General features: G+C 53.4%; 17 protein-coding genes. 10 read left to right on the top strand and 7 right to left on the bottom strand.

Annotated elements, in window-relative coordinates:
- Complete coding sequence (locus tag DOP62_RS01830; RefSeq protein ID WP_208673037.1) at positions 1-1,350, top strand: DUF3370 domain-containing protein; 1,350 nt, start codon at positions 1-3, stop codon at positions 1,348-1,350.
- 15 nt (positions 1,351-1,365) lie between these two features.
- On the opposite strand, the gene DOP62_RS01825 is transcribed toward DOP62_RS01830, so the two are convergent.
- Positions 1,366-1,968, bottom strand: a complete 603-nt coding sequence (locus tag DOP62_RS01825) for a hypothetical protein (protein WP_370538844.1) — start codon at positions 1,966-1,968, stop codon at positions 1,366-1,368.
- Between the two features lie 195 nt (positions 1,969-2,163).
- On the opposite strand from DOP62_RS01825, the gene DOP62_RS01820 reads away from it, so the two are divergent.
- On the top strand, positions 2,164-2,748 hold the full coding sequence (locus DOP62_RS01820; protein WP_370538843.1) for a fasciclin domain-containing protein: 585 nt from the start codon (positions 2,164-2,166) through the stop codon (positions 2,746-2,748).
- A gap of 102 nt (positions 2,749-2,850) precedes the next feature.
- On the opposite strand, the gene DOP62_RS01815 is transcribed toward DOP62_RS01820, so the two are convergent.
- A complete protein-coding gene (locus DOP62_RS01815; protein ID WP_370538842.1) occupies positions 2,851-4,407 on the bottom strand; it encodes an iron uptake porin in 1,557 nt (518 codons plus the stop codon).
- Between the two features lie 275 nt (positions 4,408-4,682).
- Between DOP62_RS01815 and DOP62_RS01810 the strand changes: the two genes are divergently transcribed.
- The gene (locus tag DOP62_RS01810) at positions 4,683-6,092 is read left to right on the top strand and encodes a mannose-1-phosphate guanylyltransferase/mannose-6-phosphate isomerase (protein WP_208673041.1); all 1,410 of its coding nucleotides are present in this window, start codon (positions 4,683-4,685) and stop codon (positions 6,090-6,092) included.
- A gap of 146 nt (positions 6,093-6,238) precedes the next feature.
- Positions 6,239-8,542, top strand: coding sequence for a ribonucleoside-triphosphate reductase, adenosylcobalamin-dependent (gene nrdJ, locus DOP62_RS01805; protein ID WP_370538841.1), 2,304 nt, complete (start codon positions 6,239-6,241; stop codon positions 8,540-8,542).
- A 75-nt stretch (positions 8,543-8,617) separates the two neighbouring features.
- Here the strand turns inward: nrdJ and DOP62_RS01800 are convergent, their stop codons facing one another.
- The 3 genes from DOP62_RS01800 to DOP62_RS01790 all read right to left on the bottom strand — a co-directional run bounded on the left by DOP62_RS01800 (position 8,618) and on the right by DOP62_RS01790 (position 10,385).
- Positions 8,618-9,088, bottom strand: a complete 471-nt coding sequence (locus tag DOP62_RS01800; RefSeq protein ID WP_208673043.1) for a hypothetical protein — start codon at positions 9,086-9,088, stop codon at positions 8,618-8,620.
- A gap of 93 nt (positions 9,089-9,181) precedes the next feature.
- Positions 9,182-10,048, bottom strand: coding sequence for a DNA-formamidopyrimidine glycosylase (locus DOP62_RS01795; RefSeq protein ID WP_208677008.1), 867 nt, complete (start codon positions 10,046-10,048; stop codon positions 9,182-9,184).
- A gap of 109 nt (positions 10,049-10,157) precedes the next feature.
- Complete coding sequence (locus DOP62_RS01790) at positions 10,158-10,385, bottom strand: photosystem I reaction center subunit IV (RefSeq protein ID WP_011242545.1); 228 nt, start codon at positions 10,383-10,385, stop codon at positions 10,158-10,160.
- 179 nt (positions 10,386-10,564) lie between these two features.
- Here DOP62_RS01790 and DOP62_RS01785 point away from each other — a divergent pair, with 179 nt between their 5' ends.
- The 6 genes from DOP62_RS01785 to DOP62_RS01760 all read left to right on the top strand — a co-directional run bounded on the left by DOP62_RS01785 (position 10,565) and on the right by DOP62_RS01760 (position 18,193).
- Positions 10,565-11,584: a hypothetical protein gene (locus DOP62_RS01785; protein WP_208673045.1), complete on the top strand. Its 1,020-nt coding sequence runs from the start codon at positions 10,565-10,567 to the stop codon at positions 11,582-11,584.
- 162 nt (positions 11,585-11,746) lie between these two features.
- Positions 11,747-14,449 (top strand): DEAD/DEAH box helicase, encoded by a 2,703-nt coding sequence (locus DOP62_RS01780; RefSeq protein ID WP_261789791.1) that lies wholly within the window; start codon positions 11,747-11,749, stop codon positions 14,447-14,449.
- Between the two features lie 222 nt (positions 14,450-14,671).
- A complete protein-coding gene (locus tag DOP62_RS01775; RefSeq protein WP_208673049.1) occupies positions 14,672-14,914 on the top strand; it encodes a hypothetical protein in 243 nt (80 codons plus the stop codon).
- A gap of 5 nt (positions 14,915-14,919) precedes the next feature.
- Positions 14,920-15,708: a prepilin peptidase gene (locus tag DOP62_RS01770; protein ID WP_208673052.1), complete on the top strand. Its 789-nt coding sequence runs from the start codon at positions 14,920-14,922 to the stop codon at positions 15,706-15,708.
- Between the two features lie 236 nt (positions 15,709-15,944).
- Positions 15,945-17,546 (top strand): hypothetical protein, encoded by a 1,602-nt coding sequence (locus tag DOP62_RS01765; RefSeq protein ID WP_222610237.1) that lies wholly within the window; start codon positions 15,945-15,947, stop codon positions 17,544-17,546.
- A gap of 41 nt (positions 17,547-17,587) precedes the next feature.
- Positions 17,588-18,193, top strand: coding sequence for a type IV pilus modification PilV family protein (locus tag DOP62_RS01760; RefSeq protein WP_208673056.1), 606 nt, complete (start codon positions 17,588-17,590; stop codon positions 18,191-18,193).
- Between the two features lie 5 nt (positions 18,194-18,198).
- Here DOP62_RS01760 and dacB read toward each other — a convergent pair whose 3' ends face one another.
- Both dacB and fni read right to left on the bottom strand, forming a co-directional pair.
- Positions 18,199-19,656, bottom strand: a complete 1,458-nt coding sequence (dacB, locus tag DOP62_RS01755; RefSeq protein WP_208673059.1) for a D-alanyl-D-alanine carboxypeptidase/D-alanyl-D-alanine endopeptidase — start codon at positions 19,654-19,656, stop codon at positions 18,199-18,201.
- On the bottom strand, positions 19,554-20,600 hold the full coding sequence (gene fni, locus DOP62_RS01750) for a type 2 isopentenyl-diphosphate Delta-isomerase (RefSeq protein WP_208673063.1): 1,047 nt from the start codon (positions 20,598-20,600) through the stop codon (positions 19,554-19,556). Before fni ends, dacB begins: the two co-directional genes overlap by 103 nt.
- Positions 20,601-20,607: the final 7 nt, after the last annotated feature.

The following is a 20,607-nucleotide window of genomic DNA, read 5'->3' as shown; positions in this document are numbered from 1 at the left end:
ATGTTTTTTGTCGCCCAATCTCCTGCACCACCACCGGTTGAAATTGTCCGTCCCCAAGAGGTGCGCCCATTGCCGGGGTCACTGGACAACATCCCGGTCTTCAATAGCAATAGCCCCGAGCTGGTGTTGCAAGAAGGCATTCTGCTGTCGACGTTTCCGGGCAGCGACAAGCAGCATCCTGACGCGCATCTCAACTATGTCTTCCAAGGGCGGTTTGATCTGTTTGCTCACCACATCGCCCGTGCCGATGAAGGGCGATCGCTACGGACGCTCCACCTGGGGATTTTGGTGGGCAATCCCAGTGATCAACCCGTAACGCTGCGGGTCTTAGATGGCGCTAGCTACGTCAGTCAGCCGGATGCTCCGTTCAAGCCCCTACCCAGTCGTAGTGACAATAACGAAGGCGCAGTCTACGCCGGTCCTGGCGATCGCGTCATGCTCGACCTGATCCAGGGTCGACGCTCGATTGATCTACCACCAACGATTACGATTCCACCCCGCAGTACGCGGCTGCTGGCAGATTTACCGATTCCAGTCGCCAGCCTGACGCCTCCCCTGAATGGCCGTTCCGCCTATCTACGCCTCGAAAGTACAGGGCCGGTCTACGTCGCTAGTTTGGCCCAGTACGCCAAGCTGGATGCCAACAATCAAGAGCGATCGCCCTCACTAAGTGAGTGGCAACGACTGTTGCAAACTAGTCCCGTCGCTGGTCCCCGCGATCGCACGCCCTCGCCCCCTGATGCCCCAGGGCCTGTCATCTACAGCCGTGTTGCGGGTGTTGCGATGGGGAGCCGCTGGCAGGCAACACTGACCGACCCCAACTGGCGAACCCTGAAAATTCCCCAGCCAGGTCAAGCCTTTTCCTATGGCATCAGTACACTCCAAGGCGGTCGCCAAGGCACGGATCAGGTTCAGACTGCCCCCCTCGTGGTTCGCTATCCGGATACGGCCTACTCCGCCCACGGCAACTATGGCTTGGAATATGACCTGACGCTGCCTTTGGTCAACCTCGATCGCCAGGCTCGGGTCGTCGATCTGATTTTAGAAACACCGATTAAAGAAGATCGCCTGAGCAAAGGGGGCCTGCGCTTCTTCCAAACGCTGCCGAATGTCACCTTTTTCCGAGGCAGTGTGCGGCTTCGTTACACCGATGATCAAGGTCAAGCCACCATTCGCGATGTCCATCTCGTCCAGCGGCGCGGCCAGCAAGGAGACCCTCTCTTATCCTTGACGCTGCAACCTGGCGAGCAGCGAACGGTACGGGTGCAGCTGCGCTATCCCCCCGATGCGACACCGCCGCAAGTGCTGACGGTGAAGACTCAAACAACCGACACGGCGAGTTCTCCCTAGCCTGAACCCGTCGCTTCAGGACTCTGGTGGTAGCTCCGCAAAGATAATCGGAGCTTGCTGGAGTCGTTGATAGCTGCGGTAACGATGGTGAATCTCTCGCTTTTTGAAAATGATCAGCGAGACGGCTTCCCAAAGAAAGACCCAGCCACTGACCACTACACCTTCCAGGAGCGTTGAGACGAGGATAGTTTCGCCAAGGCGATCGCGAAAAAGTGTGGCACTGCCAATGAGACTGAAGCCCGCCAACACAAACAGGAATACATAGCGATTAAGTCGTTGTTGCTCCTGATTGAGGAGATACAAGCGAAAGGTCAGACAGTTGTGAAAGCCGTCACAGACTTTTGTCTCTAGCGAGCGATCGCGCAAGCCCTGCGGGAGCTGAAAGCAGATTTCAAGGGGATAACGAAGCGGAATCTCATCTGAGCTTTCTTCGAGATACTGCTGCAAATAAGGGTCGAGATCGCGGCGTTTAAAAGGCGCAGGATCCCACTCATTAAAAACATCACTGTATTGGTCAAGAGAAATTTCGATGACAAAGCGACCATTGTCGAGATTTTGAGAATAGACCTGTTGGAAGCCCTGCTGATTCTGCATTGCGATCGCCCTGTTTTGGATCATGCAGAGGATGTACTGATTTCAAGATTCCCGAGAAATGCGATGAATCTACAAGACAACTCTTCAGCATCAGGTTATTCAAAAATTGTGTCTTAAGTGATGGCTAACATTATTCTTAATAACCACATGACAGTGATCAAACTGTCTTCCACTTTGAGTCAATGAGAAACTCATGATGAACTTCTCCGTCAAAGAGCAGTGTTTGTTGAGTTCATACCAGCCTCAATGCGTTTCTCTTCTCTATTCAAAGGAGCTCTTGCAGCTGCGCTCATTCTGAGTCCATTGCTAGGTGCAATGCCTGCACAGGCAGAAATAAGTAAGCCAGCTGAGTCAACGACTACAACAGAGATTCAAACCTCTCAACCCGCCCAGTCCTCGATTTTAGATATTGCTAAGAGCAATGAAAACTTCAGCACCTTTGTTGCCGCCATTCAAGCTGCCGGCCTGGAAAAGGTTCTATCTAGTGATGGGCAATTTACTGTCTTTGTACCTACAAATGAAGCATTTGCCAAACTCTCTGAAGGCCAGTTAGAAGCATTACTGAAGCCCGAAAACAAGAATCAGTTAATTAGCATCTTGACTTATCATGTCGTGCCAGCAACAGTCACTTCGGCTGAAATTCAGCCCGGCGCTGTCACGACAGTTGAAGGCCGTAGTCTACAGCTAGCAATTGTCGATAGCAAAGTAAAAGTCAATCAAGCCACTGTTATTGCTACTGATATTAAAGCCAGAAATGGTGTCATTCATATTATTGATAGCGTTATCATTCCGTCAGTCCAATAACACTCGCTCGACAATCGTCTACTTCTAGGATATTCAGAAAGGTCCTGTTAGTAGCCTGACAGGACCTTTAATCTTGGTGTGTGGATAAAGAAATGATGGGAACTAGAAGCGGAAGATCGTTCTCAGATAGGGAACGTAACTAGTTCCACCATTCTCGAGACCATTGGTGTTGTTAAACAAATAAATCCCGGGCGTAATCGAGATATTGTCCGTCACTTGGAATTGATAGTTCACCTCTAAACCCAGCGAGCCTGTATCTTCAGCAGACTGTTGGCTGGCACTGGTGACAAAAGGCATTTGACCAACAGTGATCGCGCCCAAATTGCCTTCGGCAAACAAATCTGGGAAAGTCATGCCCACATTCCAAGTCTGAATCGTGGCGCTGTCTGAACCACCCGCTACATTGGCAAAGCCGATACCGTAAGATCCCGAAATGGTGAACCCATCGCTCACTGCCCAGCCCATCGTCAGGGCAAAGTTGTTGGTGCTGTAGCTTGCTGCACCAAAGGGGCGTTCAGCCCGAGTCGTGCCCAAGTCAGTCACGTAGCGATCGTTGCGGAGGCTATAAGCCAGAGCAGCTCGAAACTTGCGATTGTCCGTTTCAAACCGCAACTGTGTTGCTACATCCCAGCCCGATTTGCCGGTGCCTAGGGTGCCTTGGCCAAAGAACCCCCCTTGATCAACGCCAACTTGATCGGCACCCCGATTGAGATAGCCCAGCTGGAAGCTGAAGTTTGGATTGATGCGCCAGTCGAAACCCACCCCTGCCTTGCCGTTACTTTCGTAAATATTGGCGGGGCCTTTGCGGAAGGTTTTACCTTCATTGGCACTGCTCGAGAAGGTGGCGTCGCGCATGCCATATTCCTGAACACCCACTCCTACTGTCCCGACGGTAAAGCGAACGCTGCCAACCGGAAAGGTGTAGTAGAGCTTGTCAATGAAGAAGGTGTTATTGGAGTTACCACCATAGTCCAGCACCGAGCCAGGAGCTCGAAAGCCCGGATCTAGGCGATTCGTGATCGGTTCAATGTTGCGGGCCCGCAGCCGCGTTTTAAGCAGATCACTGCCGGTAAAGCTGGTGTCTAAATCGAGGTCGACTTTGTTACCAAAGGAGACAGCATCATTGCTGTTGACCTCATTGCCATTGCTGTTCGCGAGAGCATCTAGACCGAAGATGACGTTACCGCGCAGTTTAGTCGTAGTCGAAAACTGATTGGCTTCGAGTTCCGTCGTGCGCGCTTCTAAGGCATCTACCCGACCCCGCAGTGTGGCCAACTCAGTCTGAAATTCTTCAGTCAGCCGCTTGAGGGTGTCGAGATCTTCTTTGGAAGCAGCAAACTCAATCACTTTCTCTAGACAAGCGTTGAGACCCGCCGCAAATTCATAACGACTCAGTGGCCGACTACCCCGGAAGGTGCGATCGGGATAGCCCACAATGCATCCATACCGCTCAACGAGGGACTGCAGAGCTTGATAGGCCCAGTCGGTGGGCCGAATATCACTGAGTTCATTCACCGAGGTGATTTGTCCTGCTGTAATGCCCTCGGGAGTGACTGCGTCAATTTTTTGAATCTGGTCAAGACTCAGGGCTTGGCCAGGAGCGATCGCAAGCAGGTTGATGCCGGTGACCATCAGGCCTGCTTTGACGGGAAAATTCATGATTCCGAAACTGAATAATTGGCAAGCAGCGAGGAGTGAAGTGAGCAAAAGGGTGAGGTTGGGGCGACCGTACCACCGGCTTTTTGGCTGCTGGCGTGTGCCAATTCACGTTTGTGATCCGCTATACAAAGCGTGTGCTGGCTGACGACTTCAGCACTGCCTAGGGTTTACAGACAAAGAGGTGTTCGGCTGCGATCGCTGTCCAACTCAGCACCGAGACCAACCCGCCTGCGGTATCTTGGGTCAGCCGACGCATTGCTGTGGAAAGTCCTCTCATGCTGGTTCCGGTCATCCTCTCCGGCGGAAGTGGGAGTCGCCTCTGGCCCCTGTCTCGCGAGAGCTACCCTAAGCAATTTCATACGCTGCTGTCCGACTACTCCTTGCTGCAAGAGACGCTGCTGCGCTTAGAAGGGCTGCCTGGGCTTGCATCACCACTCCTGATTTGCAACGAACAACATCGCTTTCTCGTCGCTGAGCATCTGCGAGCGGTTGGGCAGACGGCGGCTGCGATTGTCCTTGAACCAGAAGGTCGCAACACTGCGCCGGCAGTGGCGATCGCGGCATTGCAAGCCCAAGCCCAAGGCGATGATCCGCTGTTGCTCGTTCTGCCTTCTGACCATTCGATCGCGAGTCCCGAGGCGTTTCGCGCCACTGTTCAAACGGCGATCGCCTTGGCGACCGCTGGACATCTCGTCACTTTTGGCATCGTCCCCGAAGCACCCGAAACGGGTTATGGCTATATCAAAGCGGGGTCTGATTTAGACCTAGGTGGCTACTCAATCGATCGCTTCGTCGAAAAACCCGATTTGCCCACCGCTGAGGATTATGTCGCCTCAGGCTGCTACTACTGGAACAGCGGCATGTTCCTGATTCGGGCCTCAGTTTACCTCAGTGAACTGGCTCGCTATGCCCCCGAAATGTTCACAGCCTGTGAGGCTGCTTGGCAAAAACGACAGACTGACTTGGACTTTATCCGTCTCGATCGCGACGCCTTTGCTCAATGCCCCAGCGATTCCATTGACTATGCCGTGATGGAGCACACCCAACAGGGTGCAGTGCTGCCTCTGCAGGCGGGCTGGACGGACGTTGGATCGTGGAGCAGCCTCTGGCAAGCCCTAGAACAGGATGGTGCTGGCAATGTCACGGTTGGCGACAGCTTGGCCCTCGACTGCCGAAATGTCTATCTGCGGTCAGAAGGTCGCCTTGTCGTCGGCGTTGGCCTAGAAGATGTGGTTGCAGTAGAAACCGATGATGCGCTACTGATTGCTCACCGCGATCGCACCCAAACGGTTAAGCAAGTGGTGGAAGCATTGCAGCGGGAAGCTCGTCGCGAGAGCCGCGCCCATCGCAAAATCTACCGACCTTGGGGTCGTTATGACTCACTGGACTTGGGCGATCGCTTCCAAGTCAAGCGGATCACCGTCAATCCTGGCGCAAGTCTTTCGCTCCAGATGCATCACCACCGAGCTGAGCACTGGATCGTCGTCAAAGGTACGGCTCTCGTCACTCGCGACAACGAAGAAGTTCTGCTGACGGAAAACCAGTCCACTTACATTCCCGTCGGCTGTAAACACCGGCTCAGCAACCCCGGGCGGGTGCCGCTGGAAATGATCGAGGTGCAGTCCGGTAGCTACCTCGAAGAAGACGATATTGTTCGCTTCGAGGACCACTACGGTCGCAGCTAAGGGCTGCTGCTGGGGCTTCACACCAGTTCATGATGGGAGGGGTGAGAAGACCTTATAGTCTTTGCTCTGATATACTCTTTCGCTCTCCGTTCAATCTGCTAAACTCTATCCCTAGTGCTTAAACCGGTTGGCAGGGGCTAAATACAATGGTGCAGGAGCTATCTCGGGTTCTTAGGATTAGTGATTTTCCTGCCACAGCTCCTGCGGCCAATCCTGTTTTTTACCGGACTTACAGCCGTAAGACAGCAACAGGGCGCGAGTCTTGGCAGGAAGTCAGCGATCGCACGATTCAAGGGCTAGCGGAACTTGGCAAGCTGACTCAAGCAGAAGTTGACCTCCTGCAGCGCTACCAAGAGAAACAGCAATCCTTGCCTTCTGGCCGTTGGCTCTGGGTGGGGGGCACCGACTGGATTGCCAAACCCGAGAACTACAACGGCGGCTACAACTGCACTAGCACCAACGTCATTGACTGGCGCGCCTTCGGCCTGATGATGGATCTGGCGATGATGGGCTGTGGGACCGGCGCTATCCTTGAGCCGAAATACATCAATCAACTGCCCGCAATTCGCAACTCGCTGCAGGTTGCGGTGATTGGCGAACTGGGTCAGACTCCCGCCGAGGATCGCCAAGAGCAGACCCGCATTGAAATCGATGGCAACAGCGTCACGATTCGGGTGGGTGACAGCCGTGCGGGTTGGGTCAAGTCCTACCAAACGCTGCTGGAACTGAGTAGCGACGATCGCTTTACTGGTCCTGTTCAAGTGGCGATCGACCTGTCGGATGTTCGACCGGCAGGTGAGCGGCTGAGAGGCTTTGGCGGTGTTGCCAACCCGGTGAAACTGCCGGAACTTTACGATCGCGTTGCCAAAATCCTCAACAAAGCGGTCGGTCGGCAACTGGACTCGATCGAATGCTGTCTGCTGATTGATGAAGCAGCCGTTGTCGTTGTTGCCGGTAATGTGCGGCGATCGGCAGGAATGCGCCAGTTCGACAGCGGGGATACCAAGGCAGCAGGTGCTAAGGAAAACCTCTGGCAACAAGATGAAGCCGGTAACTGGCGGATTGATCCTGAGCGTGACGCGCTGCGGATGGCAAACCACACACGGGTTTATCATCACAAACCGACGCGTGAGGAAGTCCTTGAGGCGGTCACCAAGCAGTTCTATAGCGGTGAGGGGGCAATTCAGTACGCTCCAGAAGCGATTGCCCGTTCCAATGCTGACCTCTTAAAAACACCAGAACTGCGTCAAGAATTCATTCAAATCTATCTGGAACTCGGGTCAGACGAAGCCAAAAACTGGCTCAAAACCAATTGGCCGAATCAAAGCGATCGCGAGTTGAATCATCGCTTACAGCGCTACGGTCTGAACCCATGTGGTGAAATTTTGGGCGCAGATTTTCACTGCAATTTGGCTGAGGTTCACCTCAATCAAATCGATCCTAAGGATACGAAAACGCAAGAAGATGCCTTCCGCGCTGGCGCCATTTCAGTTGCGGCGCTTCTGAATCATCAGTTCTCTGAAGAACGCTATCAATTTAGTCGCGAAGTTGATCCGATTGTTGGCGTTTCTTTCACGGGTTTGTTCGACTTCTTTGTCCATGCCTTTGGTACGCCTTGGTTGGACTGGTGGACGGAAGGACGTCCGGAAACACTGCAAGGGTTGGAATTTAAGCGTCAAGAAGCGGCTTACCTGAACCGTTGGCGGGACGTGGTTCATGAAGCGGTTTGGGACTACTGCGATCGCCATAACCTGCGTCGTCCAAATCGCTGCACGACGGTGCAACCGGCTGGCACAAAATCGCTGCTAACCGGTGCATCGCCGGGCTGGCATCCGCCTAAAGCTCAGCGCTTCCTACGTCGGATTACCTTCCGCAAGAATGATCCGGTTGCTCTGGCTTGCTTGGATTACGGTTACAGCATCGTCCCCTCGCAATCCGACAAGGATGAAAACGGCCACTTGCTGAATGATCCGTTTGATCCGCGCTGTACTGAATGGTTGGTGGAAATTCCCACGGAAGTCAGTTGGGCGAATTTGCCCGGTGCAGATCAAGTCGATATCAGTCAGTTTTCAGCACTGGCGCAATTCGACTTCTACATGCAGGTGCAGACCCACTACACCACCCACAACACCAGCGCCACGATCGAATTCCGTGAGCCGGAAATTCAACCACTGGCTGATCGTATTTATGAAGCGATCGCCAACAATCAAGGGTATATGTCGGCGGCACTCTTGGCTCGCTTTGATGCCAATGCCACCTTCCCGCGCTTGCCTTTCGAGCCAATCGATAAGGCCACCTACGAACGACTAGAAGCGGAAGTGGTACAGCGTCGTCGTACCGATGATTTCTTGGCTTCACTACGGCTCTACGATTCTGGGTTCCAAGTGGAAGCAGGTCCAGCCGGTTGCGACTCCGATAAGTGCATGATGCCGGAGCAAAAGCCAAGCTAGGCATCATTCATTGCTTTCGCAAGTTTTAATCACCCAATCCCCTTCTAGGCGAATGTTTAGGAGGGTTTTTTCTGTTCAGGAGCTTGGGCTGACATGAGCTGATTCGAGAAAAGTGCGGATTAAAGACCATTGATTTTCATAGTGTTCGATGTTATCGATCTGCTTCAGAAAGACTTTACCCCAATGACTATCGATTAGTTGAGCAGACTGAACCACAGCAATCGGGCAAATAAAAAACTGAGGGTCTTTGCGACCAGTATCTTTAGCGGTAACCCTGCGGCGATACCGATAGCCTCGATTTAGGGCAACCAATACAACAAAGTCACAGTCGAAATTACGGATTGGGAAGCCGCCATCAAAATCAGTTGCCCAGCGGCTTTTTACTTGAATTCGGCAAGCAGTCTGATGCTGGGGGCTCGTAGCAATCAAGTCATAGCCAGGGAAATTAGTATAGGCTTTGAAGGTTTGAATTCCTTCAATTAAGAGATTGCCCAAAACAAGGAATTCTGCACCTGAGGATTCTAGTGATGTGTCGAGACGAGGCATTTCAATTGCTCACAAGGCTGCTGATAACAAGAGAGGAATCACTCTAGCCGAGGGCGACACAATTCGTGCAAGCTCACAAATCATCAGTGATTCTTAATTGCGCGATCGCATTGATGAACAAGGCTGACAATTAGGACAGAAATGACTCGATCGCCCTGCTAGTTTGAGCTTCTGAATCGGAGTACCACAGACGCGACAGAGCTGATCTTTACGTCCATAGACCCAAGCCTGACCGCCATAGTTACCGTTCACCCCTGTTAGATTGCGGAAGTCACTAAAAGTGGTGCCACCTGCACCAATGCTGACTGTCAGCACTTCCACGATCGCCTCCCGTAGTTTTTCTACCTGTACCTTGGTCAGGCGATCGCTGGGTATGGTCGGATGGATGCCGCTGAGAAACAAACTTTCATCAGCGTAAATATTGCCAATACCTGCCACCAAAGCTTGATCAAGCAGCGCCGTCTTGATCGGGCGTTGGCTGCGTTGCAACTTGCTGTGCAGATAGCGAGCAGTAAATTCTGGAGCAAACGGTTCTGGCCCCAACTTCGCTAGGCCAGTGATCACGGATTCTACTGGGCGATCGGGCGGCACCCACCACATCTGCCCAAAGCTGCGGATATCGATGAAGCGCAATTCGCGATCGCCCTCAAACTGCAATCGCACTCGCGTATGTTTAGCGATCGGAGTCTCGGGCGTTGTCCAGAAGAATTGCCCCGTCATCCGCAAGTGGACGCCCCACGTTCCGGCAGGGCGATCGCCCTGCTGAAGGCTCGCTAACAGGTACTTACCACGCCGTTGCCATTCCTGAATCTGAGTCTGCTGCAAGGCAGCAAGGAATTGCTCAGAGTTAGGTGCCGCGATCGTGCGATCCAGCAACACTTCCCCGCCCATGCAAGTGCGTTGCAGGGTTTGTTGATCCAGTCCACGGCGGACAGTTTCGACTTCGGGTAACTCAGGCAAGACAGGAAGCGATCGCAACCGAAGCAGTATACGGCGAGAGCTTCAGTCACAAAAAACGGCCACAGTTGCTGTAGCCGTTTCAGGAACCTCTTGTGAAGACAGGCGCAGTCTATTTTTTGGCAGCGGCGGCAACCACTTGCAATTCTGCTTCGGCGAAGTTGTTGGTGTTGACACCGCCATCCGAACCGCTGAAGCCGTTGTAGTTCACTTTTTCAAAGCGGACGACCACGGGATACTTGATGCCGCTTTGGTCGACCGAAGCCACCGTGCCGACTTCGTTGAACCAGTAAGACTCTGGGCGGAGGATCCGAACCTTATCACCACGCGCGATGGCCATAACTGATGCTTCCTCGATGAGCTTCTGCGATGTCTCAAAAGGCTGGAATCAGCTTGCAGACATCGTTTCTAGACTACTACCGGTGTTCCAATTGCCGAGGCTTCTCGCCTTTAAGTTTTGTTTCTCTGGCCGCGACAGCCCAGTGCGATAATGACCGCCTACCTCTGTTGCCCTTGCTCATGACTGTTCTTGCTGCCCCGCCTGACGCTTCGTTAGATTTGGAACTGCCGGATCCAAGTGATGAAGCGCTAACAGAAGGTGACTTTCAGCAGCAGGTCGATCAGGCTTGGCTGGTCTGCGATCGCTTTGACTTACAAACCGAGATTTGGCGCGGGCGAATTTTGCGCGTGGTGCGCGATCGCGAGAAACGGGGCGGTGAAGGTCGCGGCATGGGATTTCTGAACTGGCTTAAGGATCGCGAGATCACCAAAAGTCGCGCCTATGCCTTGATCGAGTTGGCCAACAGTGCCGATGCCTTGGTGGATGAAGGCATTTTGGAAACGGACACCCTCTCGCGCTTCAGCAAACGCGCCTTTGTTGAGACCTCCCAATCGGCACCCGAAGTCCAGCAGTTGATTGGCGATGCAGCGCGCAATGGACAGCGGATCACACGGCAACAGGTGCGCCAACTGACAGATGAATGGACAGCGGTTAGCTCGGATCTGTTGCCTGAACCCGTGCGTCAGAAAGCCGCTGAAAACCGACTCCCTGCCAAAGCGATCGCGCCTTTTGTCCGCGAGCTGGAAAAACTGCCAGAAATCCATCAAGCTCCGCTGCAAGAAGAAGTGGCGCTGCAGCCCGATCTCAACACTCTCAAGGAGATGACAGCGGCAGCCCGCTACTTGTCGCGCTACCTCGAAGCGGCACAGCAGGTGCGCACACTCAACAATACGACGCTGGATTTGGAGCAGGCGCTGAATGAAGCCCAGCGGCTCGATATTCTCAATTTGGTCTCCGACCTGTTGAGCCAGTCAGCGCAGCTAGAGCAGGCGATCGCCAAGCTTTACACCAGTTGGCGGCGCGTCAGCAGCCTCAGCGATCGCCTCTACGTCGAAAGTGGTGCCAGCACGCCCAATCTGCGATCGCTCCTCCAGCACCTGCAAACTCTCTCCGGCACATTAATCAGCCTGCCCCTCGGTGACATTCAAAGTGGACGGGTGATTCAGCTACAAGTCGTCGATGATGGTGAGCCTGCTTAGCAACTGTCTTCACTCAGGAGCATTGGCGAATCTAAGGAATATCAAGCTATCAATGCCTTGCTCTTGGTGGCTGGACAGTCATCTTCGTGGGACTGCTGCCAATTGGAGGGGCGAGCGGGATAGGTCACAATTGGAACATTGCCCTCAATTGTGGATACCCTCGTGAGTCAGACTGAAACAGCTTTTTCGCTGGATGTAGCGACGCTGTTTCCGTTTGAGCTAGATGATTTCCAGAAAGAGGCGATCGCAGCACTCGATCAGGGGCGATCGGTGGTGGTTTGCGCCCCGACTGGCTCAGGCAAAACGCTGATCGGTGAATATGCAATCTATCGGGCGCTGGCACGGGGTAAGCGCGTTTTCTACACCACGCCGCTGAAAGCACTCTCTAACCAAAAGCTGCGGGACTTTCGCGAACAATTCGGCAGCGATCGCGTTGGGCTCCTGACGGGCGACACCTCGATTGCACGGGATGCTCCGATCGTGGTGATGACCACTGAGATTTTCCGCAACATGCTCTATGGCACGCGGATTGGCGAAGTCGGCACCTCGATGATCGATGTTGAAGCAGTGGTGCTGGATGAGTGCCACTACATGAATGACCAGCAGCGGGGCACCGTCTGGGAAGAGTCGATCATCTATTGCCCACCCACTGTTCAATTGGTTGCGCTCTCGGCCACCGTCGCCAATGGCGGGCAGCTCACCGATTGGATTGATCAAGTCCACGGCCCCACCGACTTGATTTATTCGGACTATCGCCCGATTCCCCTTGCTTTCAGTTTCTGCGGCAACAACGGTTTGTTTCCGCTGTTGGATGAGACGGGCAAAGCGATTCACCCATCTTTCAAAGTGCGGCGCAAGGCGAAAGGGGCCAAGCACGATCGCAAGGGGCGAGAAATCCCGGAGATCCCCTCCCTCGGCTTTGTGGTGGGTCAGCTCCAACAGCGGCAGATGCTACCGGCGATTTACTTCATCTTCAGTCGCCGCGGTTGCGATAAAGCCGTGCGCGATCTGGGGCCAATCTCGCTCGTCAATGCGGAGGAAGCGGCACGGCTCAAAGCACGGATTGATGCCTTTCTTGCCCAGAGTCCTGAAGCGGCGCGATCGGGTCATGTGGAACCACTGATGCGCGGTATTGCCTCGCACCATGCTGGGGTGTTGCCAGCGTGGAAAGGCTTGATTGAAGAACTCTTCCAAGAAGGACTGGTCAAAGTTGTTTTCGCCACGGAAACCCTAGCGGCGGGCATCAATATGCCGGCACGGACAACCGTGATTGCCAGCCTCTCGAAGCGGACGGATAGCGGCCATCGGCTGTTGTTGCCCTCCGAGTTTCTGCAGATGTCGGGTCGAGCCGGACGGCGAGGCTTGGATGACCAAGGCTATGTGGTCACGGTTCAGTCTCGCTTTGAGGGCGCGCAGGAAGCCGCTCACCTAGCAACCGTCGGGCCGGACCCGCTCGTTAGCCAGTTCACGCCCAGCTACGGCATGGTCTTGAACCTGTTGCAAAAGCACAGCCTCGAAGAGGCAAAGGAGCTAGTCGAACGTAGCTTTGGGCGCTATTTAGCCAACCTCTCGCTTAAGCCAGAGCAGGAGAAAATTGCCGCGGTCGAAGCTGAGCGCGATCGCCTCCAGGCCGAGCTAGCCGATGTTGATTTTGTCGCCTTGGCTGAGTACGACAAGCTCTACGGTCGCCTTAAGGAAGAAAAGCGCCTGCTCAAAATCCTGCATGAGCAAGCCGAAGAAGTCGTGCATCGCGATTTAGCGATGGCGCTCTCATTTGCAGTAGCTGGTACGATCCTCAGCCTCAAGGGTCGCCATGTGCCGGTGCCCGAGCCACTTCCCGCAGTATTGATCGCTAAAATTCCTGGCTCGGGTCAATTCCCCTGGTTGCTTTGCCTTGGAATGGACAATCGCTGGGTGGTCGCGACCACCTCCGATGTCGTGGGGCTTCATGCCGAACTCGCCCGCATCAGCGCTGTCGATTATCTCCATCCACCCGCGCATCTACAGAAACCCGGTCAGCATGGCAAGGGAGATGAAGCCACGGCTTGGATTGCGGAAAAACTCTGGGAATTGAGCCAGCGGCATCACCTCGCCTTGGCAGGCAGTGATTTGGCTGAGGAAGTGGTGCAACAAGCGGAACAGGTTGAAGCGGTCAACACGCTTTTGATCAACCATCCCGTCCATCGCTGGCAAAACCGTAAGCGGCTCCATAAACGCCAGCAGCAATTGCAAGCGCTGGAGGACGAAATTGGCGATCGCCGGGCTCGGCTTGAGAAATTGGGTCAGCGTCACTGGCAGGAGTTCCTCAGTTTGATGAGCATCTTGGAGAACTTCTCCTGCTTAGAAGACCTGAAACCGACGGAAATGGGCCAGAACGTCGCGGCTCTCCGAGGTGATAACGAACTTTGGCTCGGCCTAGTCCTGATGAGCGGTGAGCTGGATGGCTTGACACCTGCTGAATTTGCCGCAGCGAGCGAAGCCTTGGTCACAGAAGTCTCACGTCCGGATCTCTGGACGCGCTTTGACGTTCCGCCTGCCGTAGAAGATGCCTTGATGGGGGTGCGTGGACTACGGCGTCAGCTCCAACAGCAGCAGAGTCGTCGCAATGTCTTCACCCCAATTTGGCTTGAGCTGGATCTGACCGGACTGGTGAAGGCTTGGGCTGAAGGCATGGACTGGAATGAACTCTGCGCCGCGACCAGCCTCGATGAAGGCGATATTGTGCGCGTGCTGCGCCGCACGATCGATTTCCTCGCGCAAATTCCTCACATGCCTTACTTGCAGGCTGGCATTAAAGACACCGCCCGTGCTGCCTTGGATCTGATTAATCGTTTTCCTGTCAAGGATTTAGAAGACGAGGCGTAAACCGAGGCGGACTTAAAATTTTGTTCTCGTTTTCCATCCCCTGCAGACTGCAGTGCAGAGGCGGTTTACTGCTTACTGCGGCACTGAACCCCCTGCCATCGGAGCAGATAGCCGATCAGGAGAGTCCTTTGCTGCAAAAGGCTGGGGGCGATCGCCTCTGTAATAGATTCCCGCTCGTTGCAGCAGTATGCTTCCATGGGAGGCGATAGAGGACAGAAAGCGATGAGTCTGGAGTTCCCACGGCTTGGTTCAGCCAGCGATCGCAGTGGCCAAGCTAGCCTGCTGCGGGAAGCCCGCAAAATCTACCGTGCCTATTTCGTTGCCCATCCACAGACGGATCAACGACCCGTGGGGGTGGTGCTGAATCGGCGATCAGGACGGGGCGATGTCGTCTTTGGTCAGCGTCCCATCTTGTTGCCCCAAGAGTTTTTTGTGCCCCTCGATCAGCTTCAAGCTGACGCTTAACCACTATGTTTGAAGCCGTTGCGCTGTTGTTTGTCGCGGTTTTAGGCGCTGCAATCGGCAGTTTTCTCAATGTGGTGATCTATCGGCTGCCATTGGGACTATCGCTGCTGCACCCGCCCTCCCGTTGCCCTTACTGCCGGCGATCGCTGCGTCCTCAAGATAATGTGCCGATTATTGGCTGGCTAAAGCTAAAGGGTCGCTGTCATTTTTGTCAGCATCGGATTCCCGCCCGCTACCCAATTATTGAGGCATTTACTGCAGCTCTATTTGTTTTGCTAGCGGTACAGTTTGGCTGGTCGGCAGCCACGGTCGGTGGTTGGATTCTCTTCTCGTGGCTCGTGGCCTTGAGTGTCATTGACCTCGATACGATGACGCTGCCCAATGCCCTGACGGCTTCGGGACTAGCTGTGGGCGTCGCTTTTCAGTTGGCGATCGCGCCAGCAAACTGGCCTGTGACGTTGTTCTGGTCGTTGTTTGTAGCGATCGCGGCACTGTGGCTCAGTGATCTATTCCGCTGGGTTGGTGAATTTGTGCTTCGACAGCCGGTACTCGGCGGTGGCGACAGCAAGTTGCTAGCGCTTTTGGGTGTTTGGCTAGGCGGTCCTAAACTGCTTTTAGCACTGTTCCTCGCTTGTCTGAGTGGTGCGATCGCGGGGGGTATTGGACGCTGGCTTGGCACACTCAAGCCAATGCAGGCGATGCCTTTTGGTCCGTTCCTAGCACTAGGCGGCGCGATCGCCTGGATCTGGGGAGCCGAGTGGATTCAACTGTATCAACAGGTTTTACTTTTTTAGACTGTTTTTAGAAACTCCATTATTTAAGTTAGTGATTCCAACTGAGAAGTCGGGCACTTTACAGATGGCTACCTAGATTTTTAGTCTGGCCGACCTGACTTTGACTAGTGCCGATGTCCACCAAAAAATTGCTGCAGCATATTAAGCTGCGAGCCCATTTGCGAGCATCTCAGAGACAGCTAAGACATGGAGGCTATATTCTCCCTGCAGTGCTTGTTCTTGCACTCATACTAGTCGTGAGTTCAACTGCATTGATGGTGAGAGCGACTAGCGAACGTACAGCAAGTGGGCAAGATAGGCAAATTTTATTAGCGCGAAATAATGCTGAGAATGGGATTTCTGAAATTATCCGACAACTTAATGGTCCCTATAGCTATCTAGTAGGGCTAGATAGGGATGAATGGGAAGAAACTGCAAAAGTTTTCAATCAGCGTAGAGCTGACTACTATGAATCAATTAAGAGTCAACTAGAAAATATCAAAAAAGGAATTCAAGACAATCCCCGCATCAGGGTTGGCTGTGGAAAAGATTCTGATGGCAATCTTCAACTTTATGGAGAAGACGACATTAATTCCTTGCTGCAGCAGCTAACAAAAGCAGTCACAAACTCACGAGAAGGCCGGCTACCTGCTTGGATAACAGGTCAAATAGACAGCGAGCGCGAGATTAAAAGGGACAGCCTCAATATCAGTAATTTACTAGATTACAGAACCAATAGAGATAAAGCGAATAATATCCCACCTACCCAGGCAACACTGGCAGTTGTGGGGCGAATAGGAACGAGGGGAAATACTCAGGCTGTTATCCAACAATCTTTCAATTTACAGGAGTTCTCCGAAAACTCTAGTCCTTCTGGATTCCTGTACGGTGCAGGCTTACTCTTCAAGTCGGCCAAGAGTAATCTTGGTGGTTTGGACATCGAAACTGCAGGAGAAATAATCAAGGATCCTGCAAACGGCCAAGATTCAACAGCCTATGATTTTTGTCTTGCGAATGCGACCTGCATTGACTGCGAAAGCATAGATGCTATCCAAAGTAAGGGAGATCGCGCTGCAATTGCTGGAATCGTAACCGCGCTTAAGGGGGAATATGATTTTCCTTATGACATTATCACAAAATTATTTAATAACAAAAATGTGATTTTTGAAATAATTGATGTTCAATCGGAATCTATTAAGATTAAGACGCTCAACCAAGATAAAGAGCCAAATCTCAATTTTTTTACAGTCAATTTTTTAGGTGATCAAAAAGATAATGCAAATCAAATCGCCAATAACGACCTTATCAATAAACAATTAGAGTCCTTATTCAATAGGGATAGGCTAGATGCCAATAATTCACTCAATGGTAATCAAGTGATCGAAATCACTGTTGATGGTAGGAATCGTGCTGTCATTCGAATTGAGGCTGGAAGTAGCGGTGTAATTCCTCAGTTCGTTATTCGGCGATCTACACCAAACACGCCACTTCCGATCGTGGTGATTGAAGAATCGGGAACCTTAACTATCAATGGCAACGAGTCCCTAGGTGATGCATTTATCATTGCTCCGAATGTCGATTTAATTATTAATGGTGGGGGTGGAGAAGCATCTCGACTCATCACTGGCTCACTATGGATCAACTCAATTCAAAACCCATCGAATGCAGGTGGTAAAAGTAGTAAAACATTTCTCGATGGTGAGGCTGAAATTGTTGTTGATCCAGAGATGAGAACTCTCTTGGCGCAGTTTGGACTAGCACAACTTGGAGTCAATCAAAGCAAAGCAAATCGCCTATATAGTTATCGCTTAGTGCCAGGATCCGCCAGTAGCTGGACTCTAAATTCTCCACTTCGCTAGCTCTGGGTCAACTCATTTGATCAAATAATTCTTGTACTGACATGAAATTCTTTTCTCATCGATTGTATCGACATCAACAATCATATTATCAGCGTTGTAGGTCACATCAAGGGAGTTCAATTGTTGAGGTTCTGGTCAGTGCTATTTTGCTGACAATTGTAGCTACAGGAACAGTTGGTGCCATTCAAATTACGGCGCAAACTAGTAGCTTTAGTCGTGTTAATCAGTTCACAAGTAGTCGTATTGTGTCAGATGTAGAACAAGCGAGAGCGATCGCGAATCAACTATGTCGCGCGAGTGACAACAACTATGATTTAGAAAACTCCTGTGCTGGCTCTGTCACCCTGCAAACATTGTGCAATCCAAGTAGCACTCCCAGCTTTGCTGAAGCGATCGCAGCACAGTTGCCAGCATTTAATGAGAATGGATGGCCCAATAATCGTGGTATTTTGCAAGGCTCTCGGATTGATCAAGACCTCGACACTAGTCAGCAAACAGTATTAGTCCTCAACTATCGCGATCGCGACAACAATAACCGCCTCGTCAAACAAACGGAAGTCATCCCTCCTGCTCTTGCTTATTGTCCTTGTAGTGTTGATAACCCCATCAGCAATTCAGATGGAGGCGTTGCTATCTGTCGCTCGTGATCCCTTTAGCGATCGCAGCGGGAGAGTGGCGCCATAGCATTCACCAAGCGATCGATGCGGCTACCGAGGTTCGTGGCATTGGGTTGATTGGCCAAGATGCTGAAGGCGATCGGGCCGTAGTTCGGTAAATCGGCAAACCCCGAGAGTCCTGCTGCGCCTGTTAGAAAACCAGTTTTTGCTTGAACCCGTCCACGAAGTGGGCTGTTCGTAAAGCGACGGCGCAGCGTACCACCAGAGCCTGCGATCGGCAGGGAGGCGCGTAGGGTCTGATTCGTGGGCTGCTGAGCTTGCCAGAGTAAGGCTTCCAGCAAGGTCTGGGCACTGACTCGATTACGACGCGACAGGCCAGAGCCGTCATCCACCACTAATCCTGCTGTCGAAATTCCGATCGCTTGCAGGGATTGGCGCAGTTCTGCTTGATCCGCTGCACGGCGATCGCGAACCGGATCCGGTTGCCCCTCCCGTCCCAGCCAGCGCAACAACGCTTCCGCATAGAGATTTTGACTGTCCTCATTGGTGGTGCGGATCAACTCACGCAAGGGTGGCGAGTCCACTGTGGTTAAGAGTGTGCGATCGCCACTGGGCCAACTGGTTTGGAGACGAACCGTCTCGACTGAACTACCGGCAGACTGTAGCCGCCGTTGAAAGGCTTCCAGAAAGCGCTGACCCGGTTGGGTAGCCGCGATCGCCACGGGCTCTGATTCCGAGCCAACGCGCAATTGCCCCGCCACAGTCAAGATTGGCCGCAGCGGATCGCGATCTAGATTGATAAATTCAGCGGCTTGACTAGCAACAGTCCGCGATCGGTTGCGGACTTGCCAACGCTGGCTATCCAAGGGGTCTTCCCAGATCACCCCCAGCGGTTGACCCAAGGCACGGGGTTGGAGCGTGAGCTGATGGGCATTTTCCAGCAAAATCAGGCGGTTCAGTGGAGCACCATAGCCCTGTTGTCGGTCAAGCGCAGACCAAGCCGCTGGCCAGTAGCCACTTGGGGGATCATCCAGACCGATCAATTGGCTGTAGCGATCGCGCGGAACAGCCGCCGCTAACGCATCGATGCCCGTGCGATTAAAGCTGGGATCACCGGCGCCTTCCAGAATCAAAACCTGCTGGCTGGACTGGAGCCAGAGTCGGGTTTGCAAACGAGCCTCGGAGCCTAGCTGCTTGAGTGCAGCGATCGTCGTGAGCAGTTTTTGATTCGACGCCGGAATCAGCGCTTCCGTAGCCCGGTAGCGGAACAGCGATCGCCCCTCTAAATCCGCGATCGCAATACTCCAGCGGATCGAGCGGTCTTGTCGGAGTAGGGTTTCCAGTCGTGCTGGCAGAGCTGCCGGACAAAAGCTCCAAGCTGGCGAACTGATCAGCAGGGCAGCAAGACACCCGGACGCTGCAGCGCCGCCCAGTCGGGACTGTCGGTGCAGAAGCGCACGATGCGTAGCTCGGCCAATAACTCGGTAATCCATCGATCCAGTGCCTCTTCCGACTGGTCTGCAGCGACCAAGAAGGGGCGCGCTAAGCCCACGAGGTCCGCTCCGAGGGCGATCGCCTTAGCCGCGTCGAGCCCGTGGCGAATACCGCCGGAGGCAATCAGTGGAACCGAAGCACTGACCTGGCGTACCTGCTGTAAACTCTCCGCTGTGGGAATGCCCCAATCGCCAAAGCGATCGCCTAGACGACGCAACAGAGGATCAGCAGCACGTTGGCCCTCTACCCGCGCCCAGGAGGTGCCACCTGCACCAGCGACATCTAACGCAGCCACCCCGACTGATAACAGTTGCTCTGCCACAGGTGCCGAGAGACCATTGCCCACTTCTTTGACGATGACCGGGACGTTCAAGCCTGCACAGAGTTCCCCAATCCGAGCCAGAAGCCCGCGAAAGTCTGTATCGCCTTCTGCTTGAATACATTCCTGCAACGGATTGAGATGCAGGATCAGCGCATCGGCTCCAAGGCGATCGACAAGTTGCTGGGCATCTGCCAGCGTGACGCCATAGTTGAGCTGCACCGCGCCAAGGTTAGCCAGCAGCAGAATATCCGGTGCCAGATCTCGCACGTCAAAAGTCGAGGTGGTTTCAGGCTGCCGCAGCATCACCCGCTGGGAACCCACCCCCATGGCTAGGCGGTACTTTTGAGCCGCGATCGCGAGGCGACGGTTGATTAGCTGGGCAGCGGCAGTGCCACCCGTCATCGACGAGATCAGCAGCGGTGCCCCCAGCGATCGCCCCAAAAACTGAGTGCTGAGATCTAAGGACTGCAGACTCAAATTCGGGAGGGCGCAATGCTGAAAGCGATAGCGCTCTAGACCCGTTGTGACTTCTGGGCTTTCGACGTCAGGGGCAAGACAAAGCTGCAGATGCTCTGCTTTGCGTTGGGGCAGGGACGAGTCAGCCGCGATCGGAAGGTTCACAGGCTTA

This window comes from Synechococcus elongatus PCC 11801, from assembly GCF_003846445.2.
Classification (GTDB): Bacteria; Cyanobacteriota; Cyanobacteriia; order Synechococcales; family Synechococcaceae; genus Synechococcus; species Synechococcus elongatus_A.
The sequence above is the reverse complement of the archived record's forward strand: the minus strand, read 5'-3'. Positions and strand labels throughout refer to the sequence as shown.